A 21,994-nucleotide genomic window follows, 5' to 3' on the forward strand; every position below is an offset into this window, starting at 1 on the left:
CGCGGTGGTGGGGGAGCGCGGCGGGGCCGGCTCACGACCAGGGCAGGGCGGTCGCCGCGAGGTGGCCGAGCGTCGCCGCGGCCACCGCCGCGGCGACGCCGAGGAACGCGTTGGCCACCGCCGGACGAAACCGACCGGCGGTGGCCAGGCGCAGCGTCTCGTAGCTGGCTGTCGAGTAGGTGGTGAGGGCGCCGCAGAGCCCGGTGCCGAGCAGCACGCCAGCCGCCGGTGGGAGCGGGAGTCCCAGCAGGAACCCGAGCAGCAGCGAGCCGGCCACGTTGACGGTCAACGTGCCCCAGGGGAAGCGGGCACCGAAGCGGTCCTGTACCGCTCGGTCGGCGAGGTAGCGCAGCGGCGCCCCGACGGCCGCGCCGAGTGCGACGAGCAGCGCGGTCATCTGTGCACCCGCCGCTGTCCCGTCCCGGTGCCGCTGACCGACGGCGTGAGCCGGTCGGTGGCCGCGTACCCGACCCAGACCGCGAGCAGCGCGCCGGCCAGGGTCGCCGCGAGGTAGGCCAGGGCGATCGCCGCCGCGCCGTCGGCGGCCAGCTGCCGTGCCTCCACGGCGTGGGTGGCGAAGGTGGTGTAGCCGCCGAGCACCCCGACCCCGAGAAACGGCCGGGCCAGCACCGGTGGGTTGGCCTGCTTGGCGAGCACCGCCATCAGCACGCCGATCAGCAGACACCCGCTCAGGTTGACCGCGAACGTCGGCCACGGGAAGCCCGCGGGATCGTACGGCAGCGCGGCCGAGAGGCCGGCGCGGGCGAGCGCGCCCAGCACACCGCCCGCGGAGACGGCGGCGAGCACCGCGGCCGGGTGGGCGGGCAGCTCGGCTCGATCGGCGGGCACGGCCAGGTCCACATCGGGGTCGACGCGTCGCTGCTCCGGTCCGGACACCCGTTCCCCCATCCACGCCGCCGTCGACCGAGCCACCCTATCGGCGGGGCAGCACGGCCACGTGGCAGCGGGGTGCGGCCAGGTGTCGGTGGTGCCGGACTCGCGGCGTTGGCGTACGGTGGCAAGATCGCCGAAGTGTTCGTCCGGCGCAGTGAGGAGAGCGGCGATGTCGGATCGTCCGCCCCACCGGGACCGGCGGGAGCCTACCGGGTGGGAGAGCGCGACGGCGCCGGAGCCGGATGGGTCCGCTCACCGTCCGGTGTCGGACCCGCAGCGACACAACGCCGCGTACGACATGTTTGCTGCCGATGTCGCCTCGCGTGCGCTCGGTATCGAGCTGGTCGAGGCGGCGGCGGGGGCGGCGGTGGCCCGGATGCGGGTAACCGCCGCGATGGTCAACGGTCACCGCATCGCCCACGGTGGCTATCTGTTCCTGCTCGCCGACACCGCGTTCGCGTTGGCCTGTAACAGCTATGGCCCGGTGACGGTCGCCGCTGGCGGGGACATTGTCTTTGTTCGACCCGCGCGCGAGGGGGATGTGCTGCTTGCCCGGGCCGCCGAGTGCGTTCGCTACGGTCGCAGCGGGATCTACGACGTCACCGTCGCCCGGGACGACGGTGCGGTGATCGCCGAATTCCGTGGCCGTAGCCGCACCCTGAACGGGGCCTGAGCCGGCCGGGACGGCGGCGCGGGTGCGCCATTCGGTCCGGACCGCCCGGGTGAGCCGGGCGGCGGCGACGGAGGCGACCACCGGGTCCGGCACGGTGTAGCCGTCCGGCCCTGCGGCCAGCAGGTCCTGGTTCGCCAGATCGTGTAGCGCCGCGACCGCCCAACCTGGTGGCCAGCCGAGTACGCGGTCCAGCAGCACCGGCGTGACAGGCGTCCCGATGGCGGCGGCGGCCATCAACACTGCCCGGCGGGTACCGTCCAGCTGGTCGAGCCGAGTGTCGAGGGCGCGCCGGATCGGATCGGGAACCGATGGTGCGGAGCCGGCGGCCAGCGACGCCACGTACGCGGCGGCCCGACCGGGGAGGCCGCGGACCAGCGGTAGCAGCGCTGTGGCGAGCGTAGCTGGCTGACCGGCCTGGTGCAGCAGGTGGCGCAGGAGCCGTTCAGACTCGCTGGTCGACAAGTGGTGCAACGGCAGTCCCTCCCGCCGGCTCCCGATGAGCCGGGCAGCCGTTGGCGCCGGACCGTGCAGGGCGATCACCACGAGGGGCAGTGCCCGGATCCGGGCGGCGGCGAGCAGCCGGTGCAGGAAGCGGCTCACCTCTGGGGCACCGCGGTCGAGGTCGTCAACCGCCACCACCACGGGCTGTCGCTCGGCGAGGCCGAGCAGGCACTCCTGCCACCCTGCCACCCCCCGATGAGCGTTGCCGCCGGCGTCCGGCTCCGCCAGCAGTTCCTGCAGCGCGGTTACCACCTCAATGCGGCGCGTCGGCGGGACCACCGTGGCGACGGCGGAGGCGAGCCGGGCCCGGACCACCGGGGTCGGATCCAGGTCACCGATTCCGGCGAAGGCGCGAACCAGGTCGGCTACGGGTGCCAGTGGCTGCTCCGGATACGGCGGGCACGCCGTCACGCACCAGTGGACCGGGGCTCCGTCGATCGCCGGGACCGCGCGTACCAGCTCGTGGAGCAGCCGGCTGCGTCCGCTGCCCGCCGGGCCGGTCGCCGAGACCCAACAGGGTCGGCGGTCCCGCACCGCCCGCACCAGCTGATCCCGGGCGGCGGCGAGCTCCCCGCGGCGCCCGATCAGGGGCCCGCGGTGCCGCGTCGGCTCCGGCCGGGCCGGGCCGATGGCGTGCCAGATCTCGATGGGCCGCGACGTGCCGACGACCGCCACCGCGGGCACCGGACGTTGACCGATCAGTCGGTTGGTCGCCCGATGGGTGATAGCGCAGAGGACGACCCCGCCCGGCGGGGCGGCGGTCTGGAGGCGGGCGGCGAGGGTGATGACCGCGCCGCTGGCCATGCCGTGCGCGCCGTCGTGGATGGTGCTGAGATCGACCACCGCCTCGCCGGTCGCCACCCCGACCCGGACGCGTAACGTCGGTGCCCCGGGGAACGTCCGCCGGTCCAGCGAGCGCTGGATCTCCAAGCCGGCCCGGACCGCGCGGTAGGCATCGAAGCCGTCGGACTCCGTGGCGCCAAAGAGCGCCATCACCGCGTCGCCGATGTACTTCTCCACCACTCCGCCCCAGCGGCGCAGCACCCGGGCCACCGTGTCGAAGTAGGCCTGTTGCAGGGCCCGTACCTCCTCGGGGTCGAGCCGGTCAACCAGCCGGGTCGACCCGACGATGTCGGCGAAGAGGACGCTGACTGTGCGCCTCTCCTCGGGAACCGGCCAGCGGCCAGGGTTGTCGGTGCCGACTCGTGAGGTGTGAGGGGGAGTGCTGGGATGCCGGTCGGCGACCGGAGGGGGCCCAGCGGTGACGTTCAACATGGCGTGCATCTGTCCTTTCGATCCCCCGTGGGTGGAGTGGCTCCTGCGGACCTTGCCGACAATCCGAGACTGTCAGCTTTGAGGTGCTTCGGGATCTGTTGGATGATGTATCTCCGCCGGCTGCCACTTTTGTTCACAATGCCGACGGGATGAGGACAATCAGCTAAATTGCTGGTATGATACGCCCGGGCGAGCTAGTCTGCATGGATGATCAGCGATGTGGACGGTGCGCCGCTCGTCGGCCGGAGCGAATTGCTGGAGCCGGTGCGATCCACTCTGGCCGGCGCCGGTCCGGGGTAACCGACGGCGGCTTTCCTCACCGGTAGGAGTGGGGCTGGTAAGAGTCGACTGCTGCGTGAGATCGGTTCCGAGCTGCGGGCGGCTGGTGCCCCGCTGTTCGCCGGCGCCGGTCTGGATATTGGTGACGCCTCCCCGCTGCATCCACTGCGCCAGGCGCTGCGTGGCCTCGACGCCAAGTTGACCAACAGGCCTCCCGCGACTCCTCGGCCCTGCGGGGGCTGCTGAGGATGTTCGCTGACCAGGCCGGTGGCCCCGACGGTGCCGGGGCGCTGTTGGGGCAGGTCTCCCACGGACTGCACCTAATCGCCGGCGGACGGCGGTCGGTACTCATCCTCGATGACCTTCAATGGGCTGACCGCAGCGCCCGGCAGTTCCTGCTCTACCTGCTCGCCGGGCTGGCCGACCTGCACCTCTCGGTGCTGGCCGCCGTTCGCGCCGAGTCCCTCCATGTCCACGGGCTGAGGGGTTCCGCTCCCACCGGCCAGCGGCGGGAACGAAACCCCTCGTGAGTCCGAGGTGTTCGGATTCTGCTATCCGACGCAGTCGGGTACGTCGCCGGAGCAGTTGTCCGGCCGGTTCTTGATCACAACGGTGCCGGTGGCGGTGTTCAGGTTTACCGTGCCGCCCCCCTCGTTGAAGATTCCTCCACCTTCGAGGACGGCGAGGTTCTTGATCACCTTTGTGTTGAACAGGCTGACCGTGCCGGGGTCGTCATTGTATATCCCGCCACCTATGTCCTCGGCCAGATTGCTGGCGATCTCGGAATTGCGTATTACGGTGTCTCCTTCGGTGGAGATTCCGCCGCCGTCCGCCAGGGTTATGTTCTTCTTGATCAAGGTCTTGTCGGCCACGAGCGTGGAACCAGACAGGGAAATTATTCCGGCGCCTTCGAGAGCGCTGTTCTTGAGAACCTTTACGTGCTGTAGGGTGGCTTGCGTAGACTCGTCGAGTCGGATGCCGCCCCCTTCTTCCGGGCCGGAGTTGCCCTTAATTTCTGACTTGGTGAGTTGGAGAATGCTGGCGACCACGTTTATTCCGCCGCCCTCGCTTTCGGCGACATTGTCACTAACGACACTCTTGTGTATCAGTGTGGTGCCACCCTCGTTTGCGTCAATGCCACCTCCGTTGTCCGAGGCCACGTTGACCGTGATTTCCGCTTCCGTCGCGGTGAGGTTGCCGTTGCTCTGGATGCCGCCACCCACCTCTGCGCGATTGAGGGTGATTGTGGAGCTCTTGACTCGGGTGGTGCCGTTGTTGGCGATGCCCCCACCGTCGCTATCGGCGACGTTGCGGGTGATGGTGCTGTGCCTGACGGTCAATTCACCACCTTCATTGACGAGGATGCCGCCACCATCCTCGGCTACTCCGCCGGTAATTTTCAGTTTGTTGAGGGTGAGGTTGCCACCGGTGTTGACGGTGAGGATTCGGAATTCGTCGGCGGTGGCGGAGCGTTCGATGGTGGTGCTTTTACTGCCGTTGAGAGTGATGGGGGCGGTGATGGCGGGGAGGCCGGCGTCGTCGATGTCGGCGGTGAGCAGGTAGGTGCAGTCCTCGGCGAGGTCGAGGACGGCGCCGTCGCTGGCGTTGGCGAGGGTGATCGCGGCGATCAGTTGGTCCGCGCTGCAGGGGACGGGGGTGCCCTTGGGCTTGCTCTCCTTACCTCCCTTGTCTTTGTCGTCGCCCTTGCCCGCATCGCGGTGGCTGTCGGCGGCGGACCGGTCGGACTTCCCGGCCCGGTCGTCGGCGGTGGGAGCGCGCCCGATGGCGGCGGCGGCCGGGGTGGCGGCAGCGGCGGTCAGGGCCAGGCCAGCTACCCCGGCCAGCCCAAGGGTCCACCATCGTCCCCTCGTCCGGCCTCCACCTGGCCGGTGCGGTTCGTGGTCCTGGTGCGGATGGTTCATCGCGGTCTCGGTGTCCTTCCCCCGTCGCGGACGAGAAGCCAGTCATCCGGGTGGTAGGGCCGGGTGCTGTTCCTCGGCTACCAGGTAGGTGGTAGCAACCATCCTCAAGCTAAACCGATATAAGCACCAAGCAGATATTAATGCGAAAAATATACCTAAATGGGGCATATGGCTCGTCTCCGTTGCCGCGTGCCGTCGGGGCAGCGAGGCGCTAACACCGACGATGGCTGTTTTCATCCGGTTAGGCCGGTATGTCCCATTGGCTCCGGACCGTAGGATGCGAGGTAAACAGGTGATTTATTCATGTTGACGGTCCTGCCCACTTTTCTCCCCGTACCGTGACGTTCGGTAACGACCACGTGGTCGCTGCCCTACCGTCCGGAGATATCCCGGCCGGCTCAGGTGTGAGGGAGAGGCAGGAGAGCGCGATGTCCACGTATCACGACAGCCAGCGACCGCCGCGGGGCCGGCGACGGTCTCGACGGCTGCTCGCCGGCGGGCTGGTCGCCAGTGGCTTAGTCGTCGGAGCGGCGGGGCTCGGCGGCGCGGCCGCGGCGTACGAGCGGCCACCCGGCGGCGAGAATGCCGCCGTGGCCCGAGGCGACTCCGTCTATGATCGCGACGGAAAGTCCCGGGGGATCCCGGTGCCCTGCGACAGCGCCAAGCTGATCGCCGCGTTGGTCCGGGTCAACGCCGAGGGCGGCGGGGTGCTGCGGCTGGCACCGAGGTGCACCTACACACTCACCGACGCCTTCCATCAGCCCGACCAGTACGACGGTGGGATCCGGGACGCGAGGGAAGCCGCGGATTCGGCGGAGAATCCCGGCGATGCCGACGACAAGCCGCCCCGGAACCCCGCCGACGACAAGGCCGGGCTGCCGGTCATCTACCACCCGGTCACCATCGAAGGCGAGCAGGCCACGATCGAACGTGCGCACGACGCCGAGGTGTTCCGCTTCTTCACCGTCCGTGACGGCGGTGAGCTGACCCTGCGTGACGTTCGGCTCGTCGGCGGTCGCTCCGACGCCGAGGGGGGCGCCGTCCACGTGGTGCACGGCGCATCGGCGACAATCGATCGGGTCACGGCGATGCACAACGCCTCGTCCTCGGCGGAGGGCGGCGGGGGAGCCCTGTTCAACGACGGCAACATGGTCGTTCAGGACAGCAACCTCATCGACAACCACGCCTACGGGGCGGAGGGCAAGGGTGGAGGTCTGCTCAACAACGGGGTGCTGACCCTGCGCTCCTCAACCTTCAAGGGCAACAGCGCCACCGCCTACGGCGGCGGGCTGGGCAACTACCAGGCCGCGGCGGAGGTACACACGAGCACCTTCACGCACAACGCGGCGGGGCAGGGCGGTGGCCTGGCCAGCTTCTCCGCCCGGACCCGGGTCTCCGACTCCACGATCGTCAGCAACCGGGCGGAGACCGGGGGCGGGATCGCGAACTCGGACGCGCTGATCTTCCTGCGCGGAATGGAGGTCCGGGACAACATCGCCACCGGCGACGGCGGCGGCATCTCCACCTTCCAGGGCCTCGTGCCACTGGACGACAGCGTGGTGGCGGACAACACCGCACACGGCTCCGGCGGCGGCATCCACGCGACCAAGTCGAACCTACTGGTTCGAGACAGTAAGGTCCGGAACAACCACGCCGTCGAGGCGAAGTCCACCGGTGGTGGGATCGCGGTCAGCATGGGCCGGGTCGCGCTCTACCGCAGCCTCGTCGTCGAGAACCAGTCCACACTGCCCGCCGGTGGCCTGAGTGTGGACAAGGCACAGGCGACGGTCGACTCGAAGACCGTCATCGCGAAGAACCGCCCGACCAACTGCCTGGGTAGCACCAGCCCGGTGCCAAACTGCTTCCGGTAGCACCACTCGCGGCCGGTTGGGTGAACGAACGACCGCACCGGGGAGCGGCGAAGCCGTCCCCGGTGCGGTCGTATACCCGTCCGCCCACACCACTGGAGGGCGCGCTCAGGCGTCCGCGCTGCCCCCGGTCGACGGCACGACCGCTGCCTCGGCCAAGGCCTTCGCCTGCTTCGGCCAGGTTGGCAGGCTGGCCGCGCCCCGCAGGCCAGCGCCGCGAATCAGTTCCCGCAGCGCCGGTTCGTCCAGCTCGGCGAGCTGCTGGTAGGTGCGGATGCCGGCGGCCTGCAGCCCCGCGGCCATCTTGGGTCCGACTCCCTGGATCCGGCGGAAGTCGTCGGCGGCACCGGACTCCAGCTCGGACGCAGCCTGCTCCGGCTTCGGTTTCGGCTCGGTGGCAACCGGCGCCCGGTCCGCCGGCTCGGTGTCGGGCTCCACCGGGGGGGCCGCGACCACCGGGGACGCCACCGCGTCGGTGTCGGCTGGCTCAGTCTGGCTGCTGTCAGCCGCCAGAGTGTGCTCCGGGACCGGTGCCGGGTCGACTTGCTCCGGTGTGGTGGCGGTCTGCTCCGGTGTGGTGGCGGTCTGCTCCGGTGTGGTGGCGGTCCGCTCCGGTGCGGTCGCGGTCTGCTCCTGCGCGGTGGGGGTCTGCTCCGGCGCTGCTTCGGCTGCGCGGGAACGGCTGGTGTCGGTGCTGGTACCAGCGGATGGGGACATCGGTTCGCTTACGGCCGTCGTTGTCGTGGACGCCGGCGTAGCATCCCCAGTGGTGCCAGCCCGCACGGCGTTTTGCCGGCCGCGGACCACCCAGCCGGCAGCGGCGCCCACCAGCAGGGCCACGACAATCAACGGCCATTCCGACCAGGCCACGGCAGACCTCCCCTTTTCGTTTGGTGAGTTAGTCGAGAAAAGCTCGCCGAAGCTTGCCACATGCCCGGTGCGATACGACACCATAGCCTGGTAGTCCAGCACATAGCTGGGCTGGATCACACCGGTGGTGGTCGGAGTGTGACGCAACGTTGAATAGTCGGTCGGTGGTGACCGGACGGCCTGGACCCAGCACCCGACGGCCGGACCCGGCGCGCCGCCGCCGGACCCCGGGGAGCCGCGGCCGGACCCCAGCACCAGGGGCCCGGCCGTGCCGGTCAGTCCTCCTCCTCGCCCCGGTAGCTGTAGAAGTCATCGACAAACCGTCGGGCGAGTCGCGGTACCCGGCTGGTGACGCCGAAGTAGCCACGGGCACCGAGCAGGGCGAGGCGGCCGACGACGGGTCGGTACATAGGGTCGTCGCCGCTGGTGCCGCTGCGGTTCAACGAGTCGGCCACCCGCGCGAAGCCGTACGGCAACATGACCGCCTCGTAGTCGGCTACCGCCTGCAACAGCGTCTTTGCTCCGGCCGCGGTGTGGCGTAACTGCCGGTTGAGCAGGGCGGCGTCCCGGAGGGCGGTGTTCGCACCCACCCCGCGCCCCGGGGTCATCGTGTGGATGGCGTCGCCGAGCAGGGTGACGGTGCTGCTCTTCCACGGTGGAACCGGTTCGCTGGTGGAGACCTTGATCGGCAGGGCGCTGGCCGGATCGGCGAGGACCAACAGCTGGCGCAGGTGCGGGTGCCAGTTCTGGGTCAGACCCAGCGCGGTCTGAACCAACTCCTCGCCACGGAGCCGCATGATGTCGGGCGGAAACCGTCGGGCGGTACTCCAGACAACCAGGTTCACATTGTCGCGGGTGCTGTCGTGCGCCCGGCCCGGCCAGCTGTTCAGCAGCGCTGCCTCGGCGGGATCGAGGCCGCTCTTCAGCGCGCCGGAGTGGTCCCACGGAAACTCCATGACATGCAGGACACCCATCACGCCACCGCTGCCGAAGATGAGCGAGATGCCGTGCTCGATCCGCTCCGGCAGCAGCGCCCGTACCTCCTCGGTGAGCGAGATTCGGGTGGCGATGTTGATGGTGCCCGCGCTGCGGGTCACGGCGTGCGGCAGGTATTGGCGCCGGACCGCCGAGTGGGTGCCGTCGGCCCCCACCAGCAGGTCGCCGGTAGCGCTGTCCCCGTCGGCGAAGTACGCGGTGACGCTGCCGTCATCCCGCTGCTCGAAGTGGGTGAGGGCCTTGCCGAAGTGGACAGCGTCCTCCAGCCCGGTGAGCAGGACCTGGCGCAGGGTCATCCGGGCGACGGAGCGCTCGGTGTTCACCTCCTCGGTCTCTGGTCGCAGCGGAAACGACGCGGTCTGCCGGAGCCGTTGGGTGACGACATTGAAGTAGCGGGGAGACCTGGCGCAGGTGGCCCGGTAGATGCGGAACAGGTCGGGCGGCAGGCACTCGCGCAGTGCCCGGCTGCCGGTGGGTCCGATGCCGACCCGGTAGCCGAGTAGGCCATCGCCCCGGGTGCGGTATCGCTCGTAGACGGTCACGGCGATTCCAGCCTGGCGCAGTCCGTGCGCCAGGCAGAGTCCACCGGTCCCCGCCCCGATGATCAGAACGTGCGGTCGGTTGCGGGACACGTGGCGGTCAGCCGGCCACGTGGGGTGCGGCGGCAGCCGCTGAGTCCCAACGGTAGAAGCAGCCGGCAATGGCGTCACGCGGTGAGCGCCAGGTCGGCAGATACGGGGAGGTATGCGCGGAGAGCCGCTCGTTGACCTGTTGGTAGAGCGGATGGTTACGGGCACCGGCCAGGGTGTCCGGGTCCACGTCGGCGGTCTCCATCAGGTGGATACAGACATCGTGCAGGCAGTACAGGGAGCGATGCCGGACACCGGTGAGGCCGGGCAACTCGGTGGCGTCAGACTCGGCGAAGATCTGGGCTACCCGTCCCTCCGCGCCGGGGACGATCCTGCTCACGATCAGTAGTCGGCTCATTTGGGGACTCCTTCCGCCGTGGTGCCCCGTGCGGCCGGGCCGGGGCGGGTACCGTCCCCCACGCTGCCGAGGCCACTGTCACCTGCCCGTCACATCAATGTCCGTTCTGGTGACGCGGGGCGTGGGGGGCGCCTGCCGGCGTCCCTGAGGTTCACGGCTGGCCTGTCGGATCGGCCGGAGCGTCTCGTCGAGCAGGGCGGTCATCGCGGCCGATGGTTCCAGTCGCAGTTCCCGCCGCAGCAGGTCGCGGTAGACGTAGAACGCGTGCACCGCCTCGAAGGCGTTGCCCTCGGCGAGGTGGATGCGGACCACCAGGCGGTGCGGTGTCTCGCGGAGCGGTTCGGCGGCCATCGCCTCCAACGCCGCCTCGAGCGCCTCACCGTGTCGGCCCGCCGTCAGGTAGTGGTCGGCCAGCTCCTCGAGCATGTGCAGCCGCAGTTGGCGCAGCCGTTCCCGTTCGGCCAACACCCAGTCGTCGTACCAGCCGGGCAGCAGATCGTGGCGGCCCTTCGCGAGCACGGACGCGGCGGTGTTCGGGTCATCGCCGTCACGGACCCGGGTAGCCATGCCAACCAGGGCGTCCACGTCAACCTGGACGGCGGGCCCGAGTCGGAGGGTGTCTCCACTGGTACGCAGCGGACAGTAGGGGTCCTGCCGTAGTCGCCACAGGGCGGTGCGGAGCGAGGAGAGGGCGCGCTCCTCCGGATTGTCCGGCCAGAGCAGCCCGGCGAGGTGGCTGCGGGTGGTGCCGGGGCGGAGGCCGACCAGCGCGAGTACGCGTTGCAGCCCGCGTGGTACGACCACCGGGGCGTTGCCGTGCAACAGCCGGAACCCGCCCAGCAGGTGCAGCCGGATCGGGGTACCCGGACGGTCCCCGGCGGTCGGCATGGACGGACCAGCGGCCATGACGGACCCCCTGCGGAATGCTCCTCGGCTGTGTCCCCCGGCGCGGCTGCCCGTGACCTCCACCGGTCGGGTAGCTGGTCCCGCGGCACGGCGTCGGGTCACGGCCACCGGGTTAACCGTGACGGAGATTATCAATTCAGTCACGCACCGTCAACATGCTGTCGGGTGTGTAGCTGCTGTGAAACCCGCTCTGAACTGCGGATAGGCCACTATGTGCAGGTTGCATGTCACAGCTCCTACACAGTCAGCGTCAACGCACCGTCACCAAAGTCTGGGCCGGAGACGGCTCCGGTGACGCGTCGGTGACGGTGGCGCCGCCAAGGTGGGGATAGTCGTCCGGCTTGTCGGCGTACGGCGCCACCGGCGCCCGTAGCCGTTGGGGGAGGTTCATCGATGGAGCGTTCGTTGATCGTCGCGAAGGTCGACCCGAGTGCGGAGGAGCGGATCGCCGAGATCTTCGCCGAGTCCGACGCGACCGAGTTGCCTCGCCTGGCCGGGGTTCAGCACCGGTCGCTGTACCGGTTGCAAGACCTGTACCTACACCTCCTGGAAACGGAGCTGCCGGGGGAGACGGCGGTCGCCGAGGCCCGGTGCCACCCGGAGTTTCTCCGGGTCAGCGAGCGGCTGCGCCCGTACGTCTCGCCGTACCTGCCAACCTGGCGGGAGCCGCGAGACGCGATGGCCCGGTGCGTGTACCGGTTCGATGCTCCCGGAGACCGGGCATGAACCCCACCACGCCCCGGGGCGGGCAGCTCTGGTCGCGCTGCGGCGGCTGCGCCAGCCTGCTGTATCGCAAGCGGCTGCGGCGAAACCTGGACGTGTGCCCGGAGTGCGGCGCGCACTCCCGGCTCGACGCGCCGGCCCGCCTGGCCCTGCTGGTGGACCCCGGGTCGTTTGACGCGCTCGCCGACCCGGCGCCGGAGGTGGATCCGATCGGCTTCGTTGACGTGCTCCCCTACCCCCACCGGCTCACCGCCGCGCGCAGTGGCACCGGGCTGGCCGAGGCGGTTGTCTGCGGCACCGCCACGGTGGCCGGGAGCCGCTGCGTGATCGCCGTGATGGACTTCCGCTTCCTCGGTGGCAGCCTCGGTTGCGCGGTCGGGGAGCTGATCACCCGGGCCGCCGAGCGAGCCCTCGCCGACCGGGTTCCGCTGGTGGTGGTGACCGCCTCCGGCGGAGCGCGGATGCAGGAAGGGGTGCTGTCGTTGATGCAGATGGCGACGGTCAGCCAGGCCGTCGCCGCGTTGCGTGAGTCCGGGGTGCCCAGCGTCAGCGTGCTCACCGACCCTACGTACGGCGGGGTGGCCGCCTCGTTCGCCACCAACACCGACGTGGTGGTCGCCGAGAGCGGTGCCCGGATGGGCTTCGCCGGCCCCCGGGTGATCCGCCAGGTCACCGGCCGGGAACTGCCCGACGGGTTCCAGACCGCCGAGTTTCTGCTGCGGCACGGCCAGGTCGACCTGGTGGTCCCCCGGCACGCTCTGCGCGGTTGCCTCGCCACCCTGCTCGCTGCCGCATCCGGCGGGCGAAAACCGGTGGGTGCCGGGCCCGGATCAGCGTGCCCCACCGGGGACAGCCTGCCGGCGCAGGGGCGTGGTGCGGACAGGCGGGATGCCTGGGAGACGGTCCGGCTGGCCCGGCATCCGGGTCGACCAACCACCCTGGACTATCTGGGGACGGCCTTCGACAGCTTCGTCGAGCTGCACGGTGACCGACTGGGCGCGGATTGCCCGGCGGTCGTCGGTGGGCTGGCCGAACTGGCTGGCCGGCCGGTCCTGGTGGTCGGCCATCAGAAGGGCCACACCACCGCCGACCTGGTGTCCCGCAACTTCGGAATGGCGAGTCCGGCCGGGCACCGGAAGGCGCTCCGGCTGGTCCGGCTGGCCGCGCGGTGGGGGCTGCCCGTCGTCACCCTCGTTGACACCCCGGGTGCTGACCCGGGAGTGGGCGCGGAGGAACAGGGCCAGGCCGCGGCGATCGCGGAGAACATCCTGACCCTGACGATGCTGCCCACCCCGGTCGTCGCGGTGATCACTGGCGAGGGCGGCAGCGGCGGTGCGCTGGCGCTCGCGGTCGCCGACCGGGTGCTGATGCTGGAACACGCCGTCTACTCGGTGATCAGCCCGGAGGGGTGCGCCGCAATCCTCTGGCCAGACCGGTCCGCGGCCCCGCAGGCGGCCCGCGCGCTGCGGTTGACCAGCGCCGACCTCTGTCGTCTCGGGGTGGTCGACGCGGTGGTGCCCGAACCGGCGCCGGCCGCGCACCACGACCCACCGGCTGCCATGCAGGCGGTGCGGGAGGCGGTGCTGGCGCACCTGGTGCCGTTGCTCGACGTGCCCACCGCGACCCTGGTTCGCCGCCGAAGGCGGCGGTTCCGCCGGTTCGGTTCCGCCGGCCTCGGAGCCCGGGCGGGTGCCCGATGAGCGCGGAACTGGCGTCGACCGGCGCGACGAAGCTCAACGGGGAGGCGGCGGTGGACGCGGCGCCCCGGTCCGGCGGGGCCTTCGACGACACTCCGACCCCGGTGTCGGTCCCGGCGGCGGAGGCCGGGCTGGCCGAGCTGTGCACCCAGGCCCGAGAACTCCTCGCCGACCTCGCCGGGCCGATACGGCGGATCCGGCTGGGTAGCGGGAACGCGAGCCTGGAGGTGGAGTGGCACCCCGCGGGGGCCGCCGGACAGCCACTCCCGGCATCGACGGTGTCGGTCCTCGCCCCGCAGCCGGTCGTTCCACAGCAGGCGGTCGTCTCACCGCCGCCGGTCGTCGCCCCGCCGCCGGTCGCCGCACCCGCCACCCGGCACGCTGTGCGGTCACCGATCGTCGGCACCTTCTACCGGGCGCCGGAGCCCGGCGCGGCGCCGTTCGTCGCCGTCGGCGATCGGGTCCACCCCGGCCAGGTCGTCGGCATCGTCGAGGCGATGAAGCTGATGAACGAGGTGACCGCCGATCGGGCTGGGCGAGTCGCCGAGGTCCTCGCCGACGACGGCCAACCGGTGGAGTACGACCAGCCGCTCCTCGCGGTGGTTCCGGTCTGAGGCGGGTGGGCTGATGTTTGGCAAGGTACTCATCGCCAATCGGGGCGAGATCGCGCTGCGGGTGCTGCGAGCCTGCCGCGAGTTGGGAATCCGTACCGCGGTGGTCTACTCCACGGCGGACGCCGACTCGACCGCGGTACGGCTCGCTGACGAGGCGGTCCTGATCGGACCGGCGGCGAGTCGGCGCAGTTACCTGAACCCCGCGGCCATCGTCGAGGCCGCCCGCCTGGTCGGCGCGCAGGCCGTGCACCCCGGCTACGGCTTCCTCTCCGAGGACGCCGACTTCGCCGAGATCTGCGCCGACAACGGTCTCACCTTCGTGGGGCCGCCGCCGCAGGTGATGGCCGCGCTGGCCGACAAGTCGTCCGCTCGGGCGCTGATGAGCCGCGCCGGCCTGCCGCTACCACCGGGCAGCATTGCACCGGTGCCGACCGCTGCCGACGCCGCCCGGGTCGCCGCCGAGGTGGGCTATCCGGTGATCGTGAAAGCTGCCGCCGGGGGTGGTGGCCGGGGGATGACCGTCGTCTCCGCGCCGGCCGAGCTGCCCCGGGCGTACGCCCGGACCCGTGCCGCCGCCCAGGTCGCCTTCGGCGATGACCGGGTGTACGTCGAGCGGTACCTCGGCAATGCCCGGCATGTGGAGGTGCAGGTGCTCTGCGACGCCCACGGCAACGGAGTGCATCTGGGGACCCGGGACTGCTCGGTGCAGCGCCGACACCAGAAGCTTGTCGAGGAGGCGCCCGCCCCGGCGCTGTCAACGACCACCCTGGCCGCTGTCGCCGACAGCGCGCTACGCGGCGCGTTGGAAGCCGGCTTCACCGGTGCCGGGACGGTGGAGTTCCTGGTTGACCCGGCGGAACAGTTCCACTTTCTGGAGATCAATTGTCGGATCCAGGTGGAGCATCCGGTCACCGAGATGGTCACCGGCATCGACCTCGTGCACGAACAGCTGCACCTGGCCGCCGGCGGGACGTTGCGGTGGCGGCAGGAGGAGATCGCGACGCACGGGGTGGCGGTCGAGTGCCGGGTGAACGTCGAGGATCCCGATCGGGACTTCACACCGACTCCCGGCCGGTTGGAGCGGTTCGTCCCCCCGGGCGGCCCCTTCACCCGGGTCGACACCCACGGGTATCCCGGCTACGTCGTCGGCCCCCACTACGACTCGCTCCTGGCCAAGGTGGCGGTCTGGGCCCCGGACCGGGAGTTGGCCCTCAACCGGCTGGAACGTGCGCTCGGCGAGTTCGACGTCGCTGGCCCCGGCGTCCACACCACCATCCCGTTCGTCCGGCGGGTGCTCGACGACGCCGGCTTCCGCAAGGGCCGCCACTGCACCGGTCTGGTCGAGACGCTACTCGCCGACCTGCCCACGCAATCGAGGAGGAACACATGACCGTCACCGACGGCCGCCCCCTGGCCGCCGACATCACCGACATCCTGGTAGCCCACTGCGGGCTCAACGTTGACGACGCCGCCCGCGCCCCGGGCGCCACGCTGGAGGAGCTGGGCATGGACTCGCTGGCCCTGCTCGAGCTCTCCGCCGTGGTCGCCGACCGCTGGCAGGTGCGCATCCCCGAGGAGACCGGGCAGCTCAGCATCGCCGGCGTCGCGGATCTGGTCGCCCGCCGCGTCGAGCCGGCCGGGCACACCGAGAACGACATCCTGATCGCCGCGCCCCTACCGCTGGTCTGGGAGGTCACCAACGACGTCGCCGGTTGGCCCCACCTGTTCACCGAGTACGCGGTGGCCGAGATCCTGCACCGGGAGGGAAACACCGTCCGGTTCCGGCTCACCATGCACCCCGACGAGAACGGGATCGCCTGGAGTTGGGTCAGCGAGCGTACGACCGATCCGGACGGTCGGGAGGTCCGGGCGCAACGGGTGGAGCCGGGCCCGTTCGAGTACATGCGGATCCACTGGCGCTACGCCGAGGAGGCCGGTGGTACCCGGATGATCTGGACGCAGGACTTCGCCATGAAGCCCACTGCCCCGCTCACCAACGCCGAGATGACCGACCGGATCAACGCCAACAGCGCGGTGCAGCTCGCGGTGATCAAAGAGAAGATCGAGCGGCGGGCCGCGCAGGAGACGGGAGCCGGCGATGAGTGAGCAGGTACCCGGGCTGGTGGCTGCGGCGAACGTGGCCGCCGACACCCGCCGCGGCGGCGAGCTGCGGGTCCTGCTCGGTCCGCGTACTGTCGGCAGCACCTCTGGGTTTATGGGCGTGGCGACGCTGGGACCGGGGGAGCGAATCGCCGAGCACTACCACCCCTACAGCGAGGAGTTCCTCTACGTCGCCCGCGGCGCGATCACCGTTGACCTGGACGACGCGCCGGTCCCGCTGGCGACCGGCGAGGCGCTCTTCGTCCCGATCAATACCCGGCATCGGCTGCGCAACGCCGGTACCGCGGACGCCGAGGTCGTGTTCCACCTCGGTCCGCTCGCCCCGCGCCCCGAACTGGGCCACGTCGACACTGAACTCGTCACCCAACGTGGTGGTGGGTCATGAGCGCGAAGATCGGAGTGGCGCCGTGACCGGGCGCCGCTCGGTGGTGACCGGCGTTGGGGTGGTCGCGCCGGGTGGCGCCACTCGGGACCGGTTCTGGAAGGCGATCACCGAGGGGCGTACGGCGACCCGGCGGATCTCCTTCTTCGATCCGTCACCGTTCCGGTCGCGAATCGCCGCCGAGTGCGACTTCGAGCCGGTGGCCGCCGGCCTCAGCATCGCCGAACATCGTCGTGCTGACCGGTACGTGCAGTTCGCGCTCGCCTGCGCGGCCGAGGCGGTCGTGGACGCCGGCCTGGAGTTCACCGACACGCTGCGGGATTGCACCGGGGTGGTCCTGGGCACCGCCGTCGGCGGGACGATGGCGCTGGAACAGGAGTACGTCACGGTCAGCGACGGCGGCCGGAACTGGCTGGTTGACGCCGCCCGGGGCGGCCCGTACCTGTACCAGGCGTTGGTGCCGAGCAGCCTCGCCGCCGACGTGGCCTGCCGGTACGGGCTGCACGGCCCGGTTCAGGTGGTCTCCACCGGCTGCACGTCCGGCATCGACGCGATCGGCTACGCCCACCAGCTCATCGCCGAGGGGGAGGCGGACGTGGTGCTCAGCGGTGCCGCCGACTCGCCGATCTCCCCGGTCACCGTCGCCTCGTTCGACGCCATCCAGGCGACCAGCCCCGACAACGACGACCCGGAGCACGCCTCCCGCCCGTTCGACGCCGACCGGCACGGCTTCGTCCTCGCCGAGGGCGCCGCGGTGCTGGTGCTGGAGGAGGAGGAGCGGGCCCGGCGGCGGGGCGCGCACATCTACTGTGAGGTCGCCGGGTACGCCAGCCGCAGCAACGGCTACCACATGACCGGGCTCCGTCCGGATGGGCTGGAGATGGGGCTCGCCATCACCGACGCGCTCGGCCAGGGGCGGATCCGGGCCGATCAGGTCTCCTACATCAGCGCCCATGGCTCCGGGACTCGGCAGAACGACCGGCATGAGACCGCCGCGTTCAAACGGGCGCTCGGCGAGGTCGCGTACCAGGTGCCGGTCAGCTCGATCAAGTCGATGGTGGGGCACTCGCTCGGCGCGATCGGTTCGATCGAGATGGCCGCCTGCGCGCTGGCCATCGAGTTCGGCGTGGTACCGCCGACGGCCAACTGGGCGACCCGCGACCCGGAGTGCGACCTGGATTACGTGCCGAACGAGGCGCGGGAGTTGCCGGTGAACGTGGCGTTGTCGGTCGGCAGCGGATTCGGTGGTTTCCAGTCCGCGATGGTGTTTCGGCGGTTGTCGGCGGTGCCGTCGTGACCGCGCGGGCGGTGGTGACCGGGATCGGGGTGGTGGCACCGAGCGGTGTCGGCGTGGACGCGCACTGGCAGACGGTGCTCACCGGAACCCGGCGCACCGGGCGGATCACCCTGTTCGATCCGTCCAGCTACCCGACCCGCTTCGGCGGCGAGGTGTCGGGATTCGACGCCGCAGCCTACGCCGACAACCGTCGGCTGGTGCAGACCGACCGGTGGACGCACCTCGGGTTCGCCGCCACCCGGCTGGCCCTGGCCGACGCGGGGCTGCCGCTGCGGGCCCCGGACCCGTACGGCTACGCGGTCGCCCTGGCCAGTTCGTCCGGGGGGAACCTGTTTGGGCAGCGGGAGCTGCAACGGCTGTGGGGTGGATCCACCCGGACGGTCGGGGCGTATCAGTCGATCGCCTGGTTCTACGCCGCCAGCGTCGGTCAGCTCTCGATCCATCATCAGTTCAAGGGGCCGTGCGGGGTGCTGGTTGCCGAGACCGCCGGGGGGCTGGACAGCCTGGCGCACGCGGCCCGGGCGGTCCGGCGGGGGACCCCGGTGGTGATCGCCGGCGCGACCGAGTGCCCGTTGAGCCCGTACGCGTTGGCGTGTCAGCTCGCCTCCGGGATGCTCAGCGAGGGGGCGGACCCGGAGCGGGCGTACCGACCATTCGATGTGGCGGCGAGTGGCTACCTGCCGGCGGAGGGGGGCGCGGTCTTCGTCGTGGAGGAGTTGAGCCATGCCCTGGCACGCGGAGCTCGGGTCTACGGTGAGGTGATGGGGTGGGGCGCCACCCACGACGGTGCGCACACCACTGCGGACACAGCGGGCGATCCGGTGCAGTATGCCCGGGCGATGCGGCTGGCGCTGGATCGGGCCGGGGTCGGCGCGGACGCGGTCGACGTGGTGGTACCGGATGCGTTGGGGGTGCCGCGCTACGACCGCAGCGAGGCGATCGCGTTGCGCGCTGTCTTCGGGGATCGGCCGCCCCCGGTCACCACGCAGAAGTCGCTGACCGGGCGGGCCCATCAGGGGGGAGCCGCCATGGATGTGGCGACCGCGTTGCTCGCCTTCGCGCATGACACGCTGCCCGCGTCCGCCGGGCCGGATGAGGTTGCGCCCGGGTGCGAACTGGACTTCCTGCGGGAGCAGCGGCAGCCGGTGAACCGGTTGTCTCTGGTCTGCGCCCGCGGCTTCGACGGGTTCAACAGTGCGCTGGTCCTGCTTGGGGCGGCGCCGAGTGACGGCGGTGAGCAGTGACCGAACTGGACGAACGAAAGGCGGCGACCCGATCTGACGGTGCCGGTGGGGCCCGGGCGCGGGTGGTGTTCCTGGTGCGGGTGCCAGCCGAGCGGACGGAGGCGTTCCTGGCCGCGTACGAGGCGGTGCGCCACCTCGTCGCGGACGGGGTGCCGGGACACCGGGTCGACCAGGTATGCCGGTCAGCGGCGGACCCGGAGCAGTGGTTGATCACCAGCGAGTGGGCGAGTTTGGCGGACTTCGAGGCGTGGGAACGGAGCGCGGAGCACCGCGACCTGGTGCGCCCGATGCGGGAGTGTTTCACCGATGCCCGTTCGTTGCGCTTCCACATCCTTGCCCAGACGCCGACTCTGCCCTGACAGTACCGGGGCACCCCGCGCCCTGGCGGGTGCGGGGTGCCCCCCGCTGGCGTCGGCCTCCGGATGCGCGGGCAGCGGTCGGGGCGGGAGCCGGTTGTGGGGCGGGCGCATCATGCGTTCGGGGTATCGAAGGTCCTCCTAACGCGTGAAGGGTCACCCGTTGGTTTCGGTCCGGGTGCACGCGCGCGATACTGCACGGCGAAGTGGTTGCCGGCAATCCGGCCAGCCGCTTTTTTTGATCTATCCTTTCGCACCTGTTAGCGGATCTGGAGTCTGCCGTAGGGTCGGCCGCAGCATCTCAGTGAAACTCCCTCAAGGGCAGGAATGCCCTTATTTGTGCTGGGCGGTGAACGGCAGTGAACGGGAACCCCTCGTCCCGCGACTCCAATGCGATCGATCCCGACTGGATAGACGAATTTCTGTTTACCGGCCGACCGGCCGACGTCTGCCTCCGGCTCCCCGACCCGGTTGACCAGGGCACTTTACACCGGCTGGTCACCGAGGCGCAGACCCGCCTCGGCGCCGCTGGGCTGCGTCCCGGGGGTGCCGTCGCGCTCCGGCTGCCGCCGTCCCTGGCGTACGTGGTGAACCTACTCGCTACCTGGCGGAGCGGTGCCCAGGCCATCCTGCTGGACCATCGTCTCACCGACCACGAGGCCGACCGCGCGCTGCGGCGGCTCACCCCTCAGGTAGTCGTTGCGCCGGTCCGCACCGGTGGCACTGCACTACGCGTTTTCGTCGAGGTCACCGAGGGGGTCACTCCGTACGGCGACCGCCCGGCCGCCACCGACCACGCGGTGATCCAACTCAGCTCCGGCTCCACCGGACCCTCCAAGGTGATCGGTCGGACCGCCGCCGACCTGGTCGCTGAGGTGCGTCGCTACACCCAGCTCGACGGCGTCGCCCTACCCGGCGAACGACTCATCCTGCTGCCGTCCATGGTGCACGTGCTTGGCCTCGTCGGTGGCCTGCTCTATGGGCTGCACGCCGGCGTCGAACTGGTCCCACCGGAACGACTCAGCGGCGCGGCGGTGCTCGATGCTATCGGCGCAGCCGACAGTCCGGCCACCGTCCTCGGCGTGCCATTCCACATCGGACTCCTGGCCGCCACCCAGCTCGATCGGCCACTGCCCATGTTCACCCGGATGATCACTGGTGGGGAGCTGGTCTCGGCTGCCACGGCCCGCGCTTTCACCGATCGGTTCGGCGTGCCACTCGGCAACATGTACGGGATGACCGAGGTCGGCGTCATCGGCACCGACCTGTATGGACGACACCGGCCAGGGATCATGCCCGCCCCCGGCATCGACGTCCGCGAGGTCGCCGGCGAGCTCCGGGTGAGCTGCCCCGCCTCCCCGTACCTCGGTGGCACCGATCCGTCCCGCTGGTCCGCCGGTTGGCTACACACCCGGGACGCGGGCACCGTGGACGCGGACAGCGGCCTGGTGACCATCCGCGGCCGGCTCGACTCCCAGGTCTCGGTCGGCGGGATGAAGGTCGATCTCACCGAGGTGGAGCACACGGTCGCCGAGTTGCCGGGGGTCGCCGCCGCCGTGGTGGTCTGGGACGACGGCATCACCGCGTACGTGCAGCCGGTGGGCGCCCTCGCCGAGGAGACCCTGGACCAGCAGCTCGCCGAGCGGCTGGCCAGCTACAAGCGGCCCCGTACCCTGCGGCTGCTCGACCGGCTGCCCCGCACGACCACCGGCAAGCTGGTCCGTTCGGTGGAGACGCTGCGGACGGCAGGGACATCGTGACCGGGCTACTCCGCCTCTCCGACGACAACCATCTCAGCTTCGCCACCGACCACCGCTACCGCCAGGAGCAGCGTCCCGGGGCAGTGGGGATGGCCGACCCAGACATCGGTGACGGCTGGCACCGGGCGTATCCGTCCCGGGGCGGGGACGGGCATCTGACGGCGCGGACCTCCGGCGCGCAGACCGAGGCCGAGCGCCTTGCCGACGGCCTCCTTCGCGGTCCACAACCGCAGGAAGTCCCGACTCCGGCCCGCTTCCGCGCGGGCGGCGAGCCAGGCCACCTCGGCCGGGCTGTACCAGCGGCGGGCCAGGTCCAGCGCGGGCAGCTGGCGGCACCGCTCGACGTCCACCCCCACCGGCCCGCCGGTTCGGACGGCGACCACCGTCACGCCGCCGCCACGGCTCACACTCGCCGGCACGGTGACCTGGCCGTGGCCGGTGTCCCCGGTGACCAGCGCAGCCGCGCCGGGCCGGCGGGTCACCACGATGTCCGCCTCCGGACAGTCCAGCACTCCAGCGGCGGCCTGCCGCAACAGTCGCTCGGCTACGGCCGGCCGACCGCCATTGTCCCGACCAATCCACACGTAAACGGTGTCCCGACCCGACACCGGTGACAGGTTCACGGAGAG

General features: G+C 70.8%; 21 protein-coding genes and 2 pseudogenes. 13 read left to right on the forward strand and 10 right to left on the reverse strand.

The genetic code is table 11. The annotated features are described in order from the left end of the window. Nucleotides 1–31: 31 nt before the first annotated feature. Complete coding sequence (gene crcB, locus SALPAC6_RS0123080) at nucleotides 32–397, reverse strand: fluoride efflux transporter CrcB (protein WP_018255681.1); 366 nt, start codon at nucleotides 395–397, stop codon at nucleotides 32–34. Next, nucleotides 394–909 (reverse strand): fluoride efflux transporter FluC, encoded by a 516-nt coding sequence (locus SALPAC6_RS0123085; protein WP_018255682.1) that lies wholly within the window; start codon nucleotides 907–909, stop codon nucleotides 394–396. The genes crcB and SALPAC6_RS0123085 overlap by 4 nt, the downstream gene beginning before the upstream one ends. A 154-nt stretch (nucleotides 910–1,063) precedes the next feature. On the opposite strand from SALPAC6_RS0123085, the gene paaI reads away from it, so the two are divergent. Then, nucleotides 1,064–1,567, forward strand: a complete 504-nt coding sequence (gene paaI / locus SALPAC6_RS29530; protein WP_026189998.1) for a hydroxyphenylacetyl-CoA thioesterase PaaI — start codon at nucleotides 1,064–1,066, stop codon at nucleotides 1,565–1,567. Nucleotides 1,568–2,113: 546 nt separating this feature from the next. On the opposite strand, the pseudogene SALPAC6_RS30570 reads toward paaI, so the two are convergent. Further along, nucleotides 2,114–3,352, reverse strand: a pseudogene (locus SALPAC6_RS30570) (adenylate/guanylate cyclase domain-containing protein); the annotation flags it as partial. Nucleotides 3,353–3,550: 198 nt separating this feature from the next. Between SALPAC6_RS30570 and SALPAC6_RS28465 the strand changes: the two are divergent. Next, nucleotides 3,551–4,107, forward strand: a pseudogene (locus tag SALPAC6_RS28465) (ATP-binding protein); the annotation flags it as partial. Between the two features lie 66 nt (nucleotides 4,108–4,173). Here the strand turns inward: SALPAC6_RS28465 and SALPAC6_RS0123110 are convergent. After that, the gene (locus SALPAC6_RS0123110) at nucleotides 4,174–5,544 is read right to left on the reverse strand and encodes a right-handed parallel beta-helix repeat-containing protein (RefSeq protein WP_018255685.1); all 1,371 of its coding nucleotides are present in this window, start codon (nucleotides 5,542–5,544) and stop codon (nucleotides 4,174–4,176) included. Between the two features lie 428 nt (nucleotides 5,545–5,972). On the opposite strand from SALPAC6_RS0123110, the gene SALPAC6_RS0123115 reads away from it, so the two are divergent. After that, nucleotides 5,973–7,415 carry a right-handed parallel beta-helix repeat-containing protein gene (locus SALPAC6_RS0123115; RefSeq protein WP_018255686.1) on the forward strand — a complete coding sequence of 481 codons (1,443 nt, stop codon included), beginning with the start codon at nucleotides 5,973–5,975 and terminating at the stop codon, nucleotides 7,413–7,415. Nucleotides 7,416–7,520: 105 nt separating this feature from the next. On the opposite strand, the gene SALPAC6_RS0123120 is transcribed toward SALPAC6_RS0123115, so the two are convergent. The 5 genes from SALPAC6_RS0123120 to SALPAC6_RS29770 form a co-directional block, all read right to left on the reverse strand. After that, entirely contained in the window at nucleotides 7,521–8,282 is a 762-nt protein-coding gene (locus tag SALPAC6_RS0123120; RefSeq protein ID WP_018255687.1) for a hypothetical protein, read from the reverse strand. A 275-nt stretch (nucleotides 8,283–8,557) separates the two neighbouring features. Next, a complete protein-coding gene (locus SALPAC6_RS0123125; RefSeq protein WP_018255688.1) occupies nucleotides 8,558–9,910 on the reverse strand; it encodes an FAD-dependent oxidoreductase in 1,353 nt (450 codons plus the stop codon). A gap of 7 nt (nucleotides 9,911–9,917) precedes the next feature. Next, on the reverse strand, nucleotides 9,918–10,265 hold the full coding sequence (locus tag SALPAC6_RS0123130; protein ID WP_018255689.1) for a TcmI family type II polyketide cyclase: 348 nt from the start codon (nucleotides 10,263–10,265) through the stop codon (nucleotides 9,918–9,920). 78 nt (nucleotides 10,266–10,343) lie between these two features. After that, complete coding sequence (locus SALPAC6_RS0123135; protein WP_018255690.1) at nucleotides 10,344–11,171, reverse strand: AfsR/SARP family transcriptional regulator; 828 nt, start codon at nucleotides 11,169–11,171, stop codon at nucleotides 10,344–10,346. Between the two features lie 250 nt (nucleotides 11,172–11,421). Then, nucleotides 11,422–11,562: a hypothetical protein gene (locus tag SALPAC6_RS29770; protein ID WP_018255691.1), complete on the reverse strand. Its 141-nt coding sequence runs from the start codon at nucleotides 11,560–11,562 to the stop codon at nucleotides 11,422–11,424. Between the two features lie 2 nt (nucleotides 11,563–11,564). On the opposite strand from SALPAC6_RS29770, the gene SALPAC6_RS0123145 reads away from it, so the two are divergent. The 10 genes from SALPAC6_RS0123145 (at nucleotide 11,565) to SALPAC6_RS0123190 (ending at nucleotide 21,365) form a co-directional block, all read left to right on the forward strand. After that, nucleotides 11,565–11,897 carry a TcmI family type II polyketide cyclase gene (locus SALPAC6_RS0123145; protein ID WP_018255692.1) on the forward strand — a complete coding sequence of 111 codons (333 nt, stop codon included), beginning with the start codon at nucleotides 11,565–11,567 and terminating at the stop codon, nucleotides 11,895–11,897. Beyond that, complete coding sequence (locus tag SALPAC6_RS0123150) at nucleotides 11,894–13,594, forward strand: acetyl-CoA carboxylase carboxyltransferase subunit alpha (RefSeq protein WP_018255693.1); 1,701 nt, start codon at nucleotides 11,894–11,896, stop codon at nucleotides 13,592–13,594. The genes SALPAC6_RS0123145 and SALPAC6_RS0123150 overlap by 4 nt, the downstream gene beginning before the upstream one ends. Then, a complete protein-coding gene (gene accB, locus SALPAC6_RS0123155) occupies nucleotides 13,591–14,205 on the forward strand; it encodes an acetyl-CoA carboxylase biotin carboxyl carrier protein (protein WP_018255694.1) in 615 nt (204 codons plus the stop codon). The genes SALPAC6_RS0123150 and accB overlap by 4 nt, the downstream gene beginning before the upstream one ends. A 13-nt stretch (nucleotides 14,206–14,218) precedes the next feature. Further along, nucleotides 14,219–15,595, forward strand: a complete 1,377-nt coding sequence (locus SALPAC6_RS0123160) for an acetyl-CoA carboxylase biotin carboxylase subunit (protein ID WP_018255695.1) — start codon at nucleotides 14,219–14,221, stop codon at nucleotides 15,593–15,595. Continuing rightward, nucleotides 15,592–16,311, forward strand: a complete 720-nt coding sequence (locus tag SALPAC6_RS0123165) for an SRPBCC family protein (RefSeq protein WP_018255696.1) — start codon at nucleotides 15,592–15,594, stop codon at nucleotides 16,309–16,311. Before SALPAC6_RS0123160 ends, SALPAC6_RS0123165 begins: the two co-directional genes overlap by 4 nt. After that, the gene (locus SALPAC6_RS0123170; protein ID WP_018255697.1) at nucleotides 16,304–16,711 is read left to right on the forward strand and encodes a cupin domain-containing protein; all 408 of its coding nucleotides are present in this window, start codon (nucleotides 16,304–16,306) and stop codon (nucleotides 16,709–16,711) included. The genes SALPAC6_RS0123165 and SALPAC6_RS0123170 overlap by 8 nt, the downstream gene beginning before the upstream one ends. Nucleotides 16,712–16,733: 22 nt before the next feature. Beyond that, on the forward strand, nucleotides 16,734–18,005 hold the full coding sequence (locus tag SALPAC6_RS0123175; RefSeq protein WP_018255698.1) for a beta-ketoacyl-[acyl-carrier-protein] synthase family protein: 1,272 nt from the start codon (nucleotides 16,734–16,736) through the stop codon (nucleotides 18,003–18,005). Continuing rightward, a complete protein-coding gene (locus SALPAC6_RS0123180) occupies nucleotides 18,002–19,249 on the forward strand; it encodes a beta-ketoacyl synthase N-terminal-like domain-containing protein (RefSeq protein ID WP_018255699.1) in 1,248 nt (415 codons plus the stop codon). The genes SALPAC6_RS0123175 and SALPAC6_RS0123180 overlap by 4 nt, the downstream gene beginning before the upstream one ends. After that, nucleotides 19,246–19,608, forward strand: coding sequence for an antibiotic biosynthesis monooxygenase family protein (locus tag SALPAC6_RS0123185; protein WP_018255700.1), 363 nt, complete (start codon nucleotides 19,246–19,248; stop codon nucleotides 19,606–19,608). The genes SALPAC6_RS0123180 and SALPAC6_RS0123185 overlap by 4 nt, the downstream gene beginning before the upstream one ends. A gap of 356 nt (nucleotides 19,609–19,964) precedes the next feature. After that, nucleotides 19,965–21,365, forward strand: coding sequence for a class I adenylate-forming enzyme family protein (locus tag SALPAC6_RS0123190; protein ID WP_018255701.1), 1,401 nt, complete (start codon nucleotides 19,965–19,967; stop codon nucleotides 21,363–21,365). A gap of 5 nt (nucleotides 21,366–21,370) precedes the next feature. On the opposite strand, the gene SALPAC6_RS0123195 is transcribed toward SALPAC6_RS0123190, so the two are convergent. Next, entirely contained in the window at nucleotides 21,371–21,988 is a 618-nt protein-coding gene (locus SALPAC6_RS0123195; RefSeq protein WP_018255702.1) for a 4'-phosphopantetheinyl transferase family protein, read from the reverse strand. Between the last annotated feature and the right edge of the window lie 6 nt (nucleotides 21,989–21,994).

Origin of the sequence: Salinispora mooreana (assembly GCF_000379065.1) — a bacterium.
In the GTDB taxonomy this organism is placed as follows: domain Bacteria; phylum Actinomycetota; class Actinomycetes; order Mycobacteriales; family Micromonosporaceae; genus Micromonospora; species Micromonospora mooreana.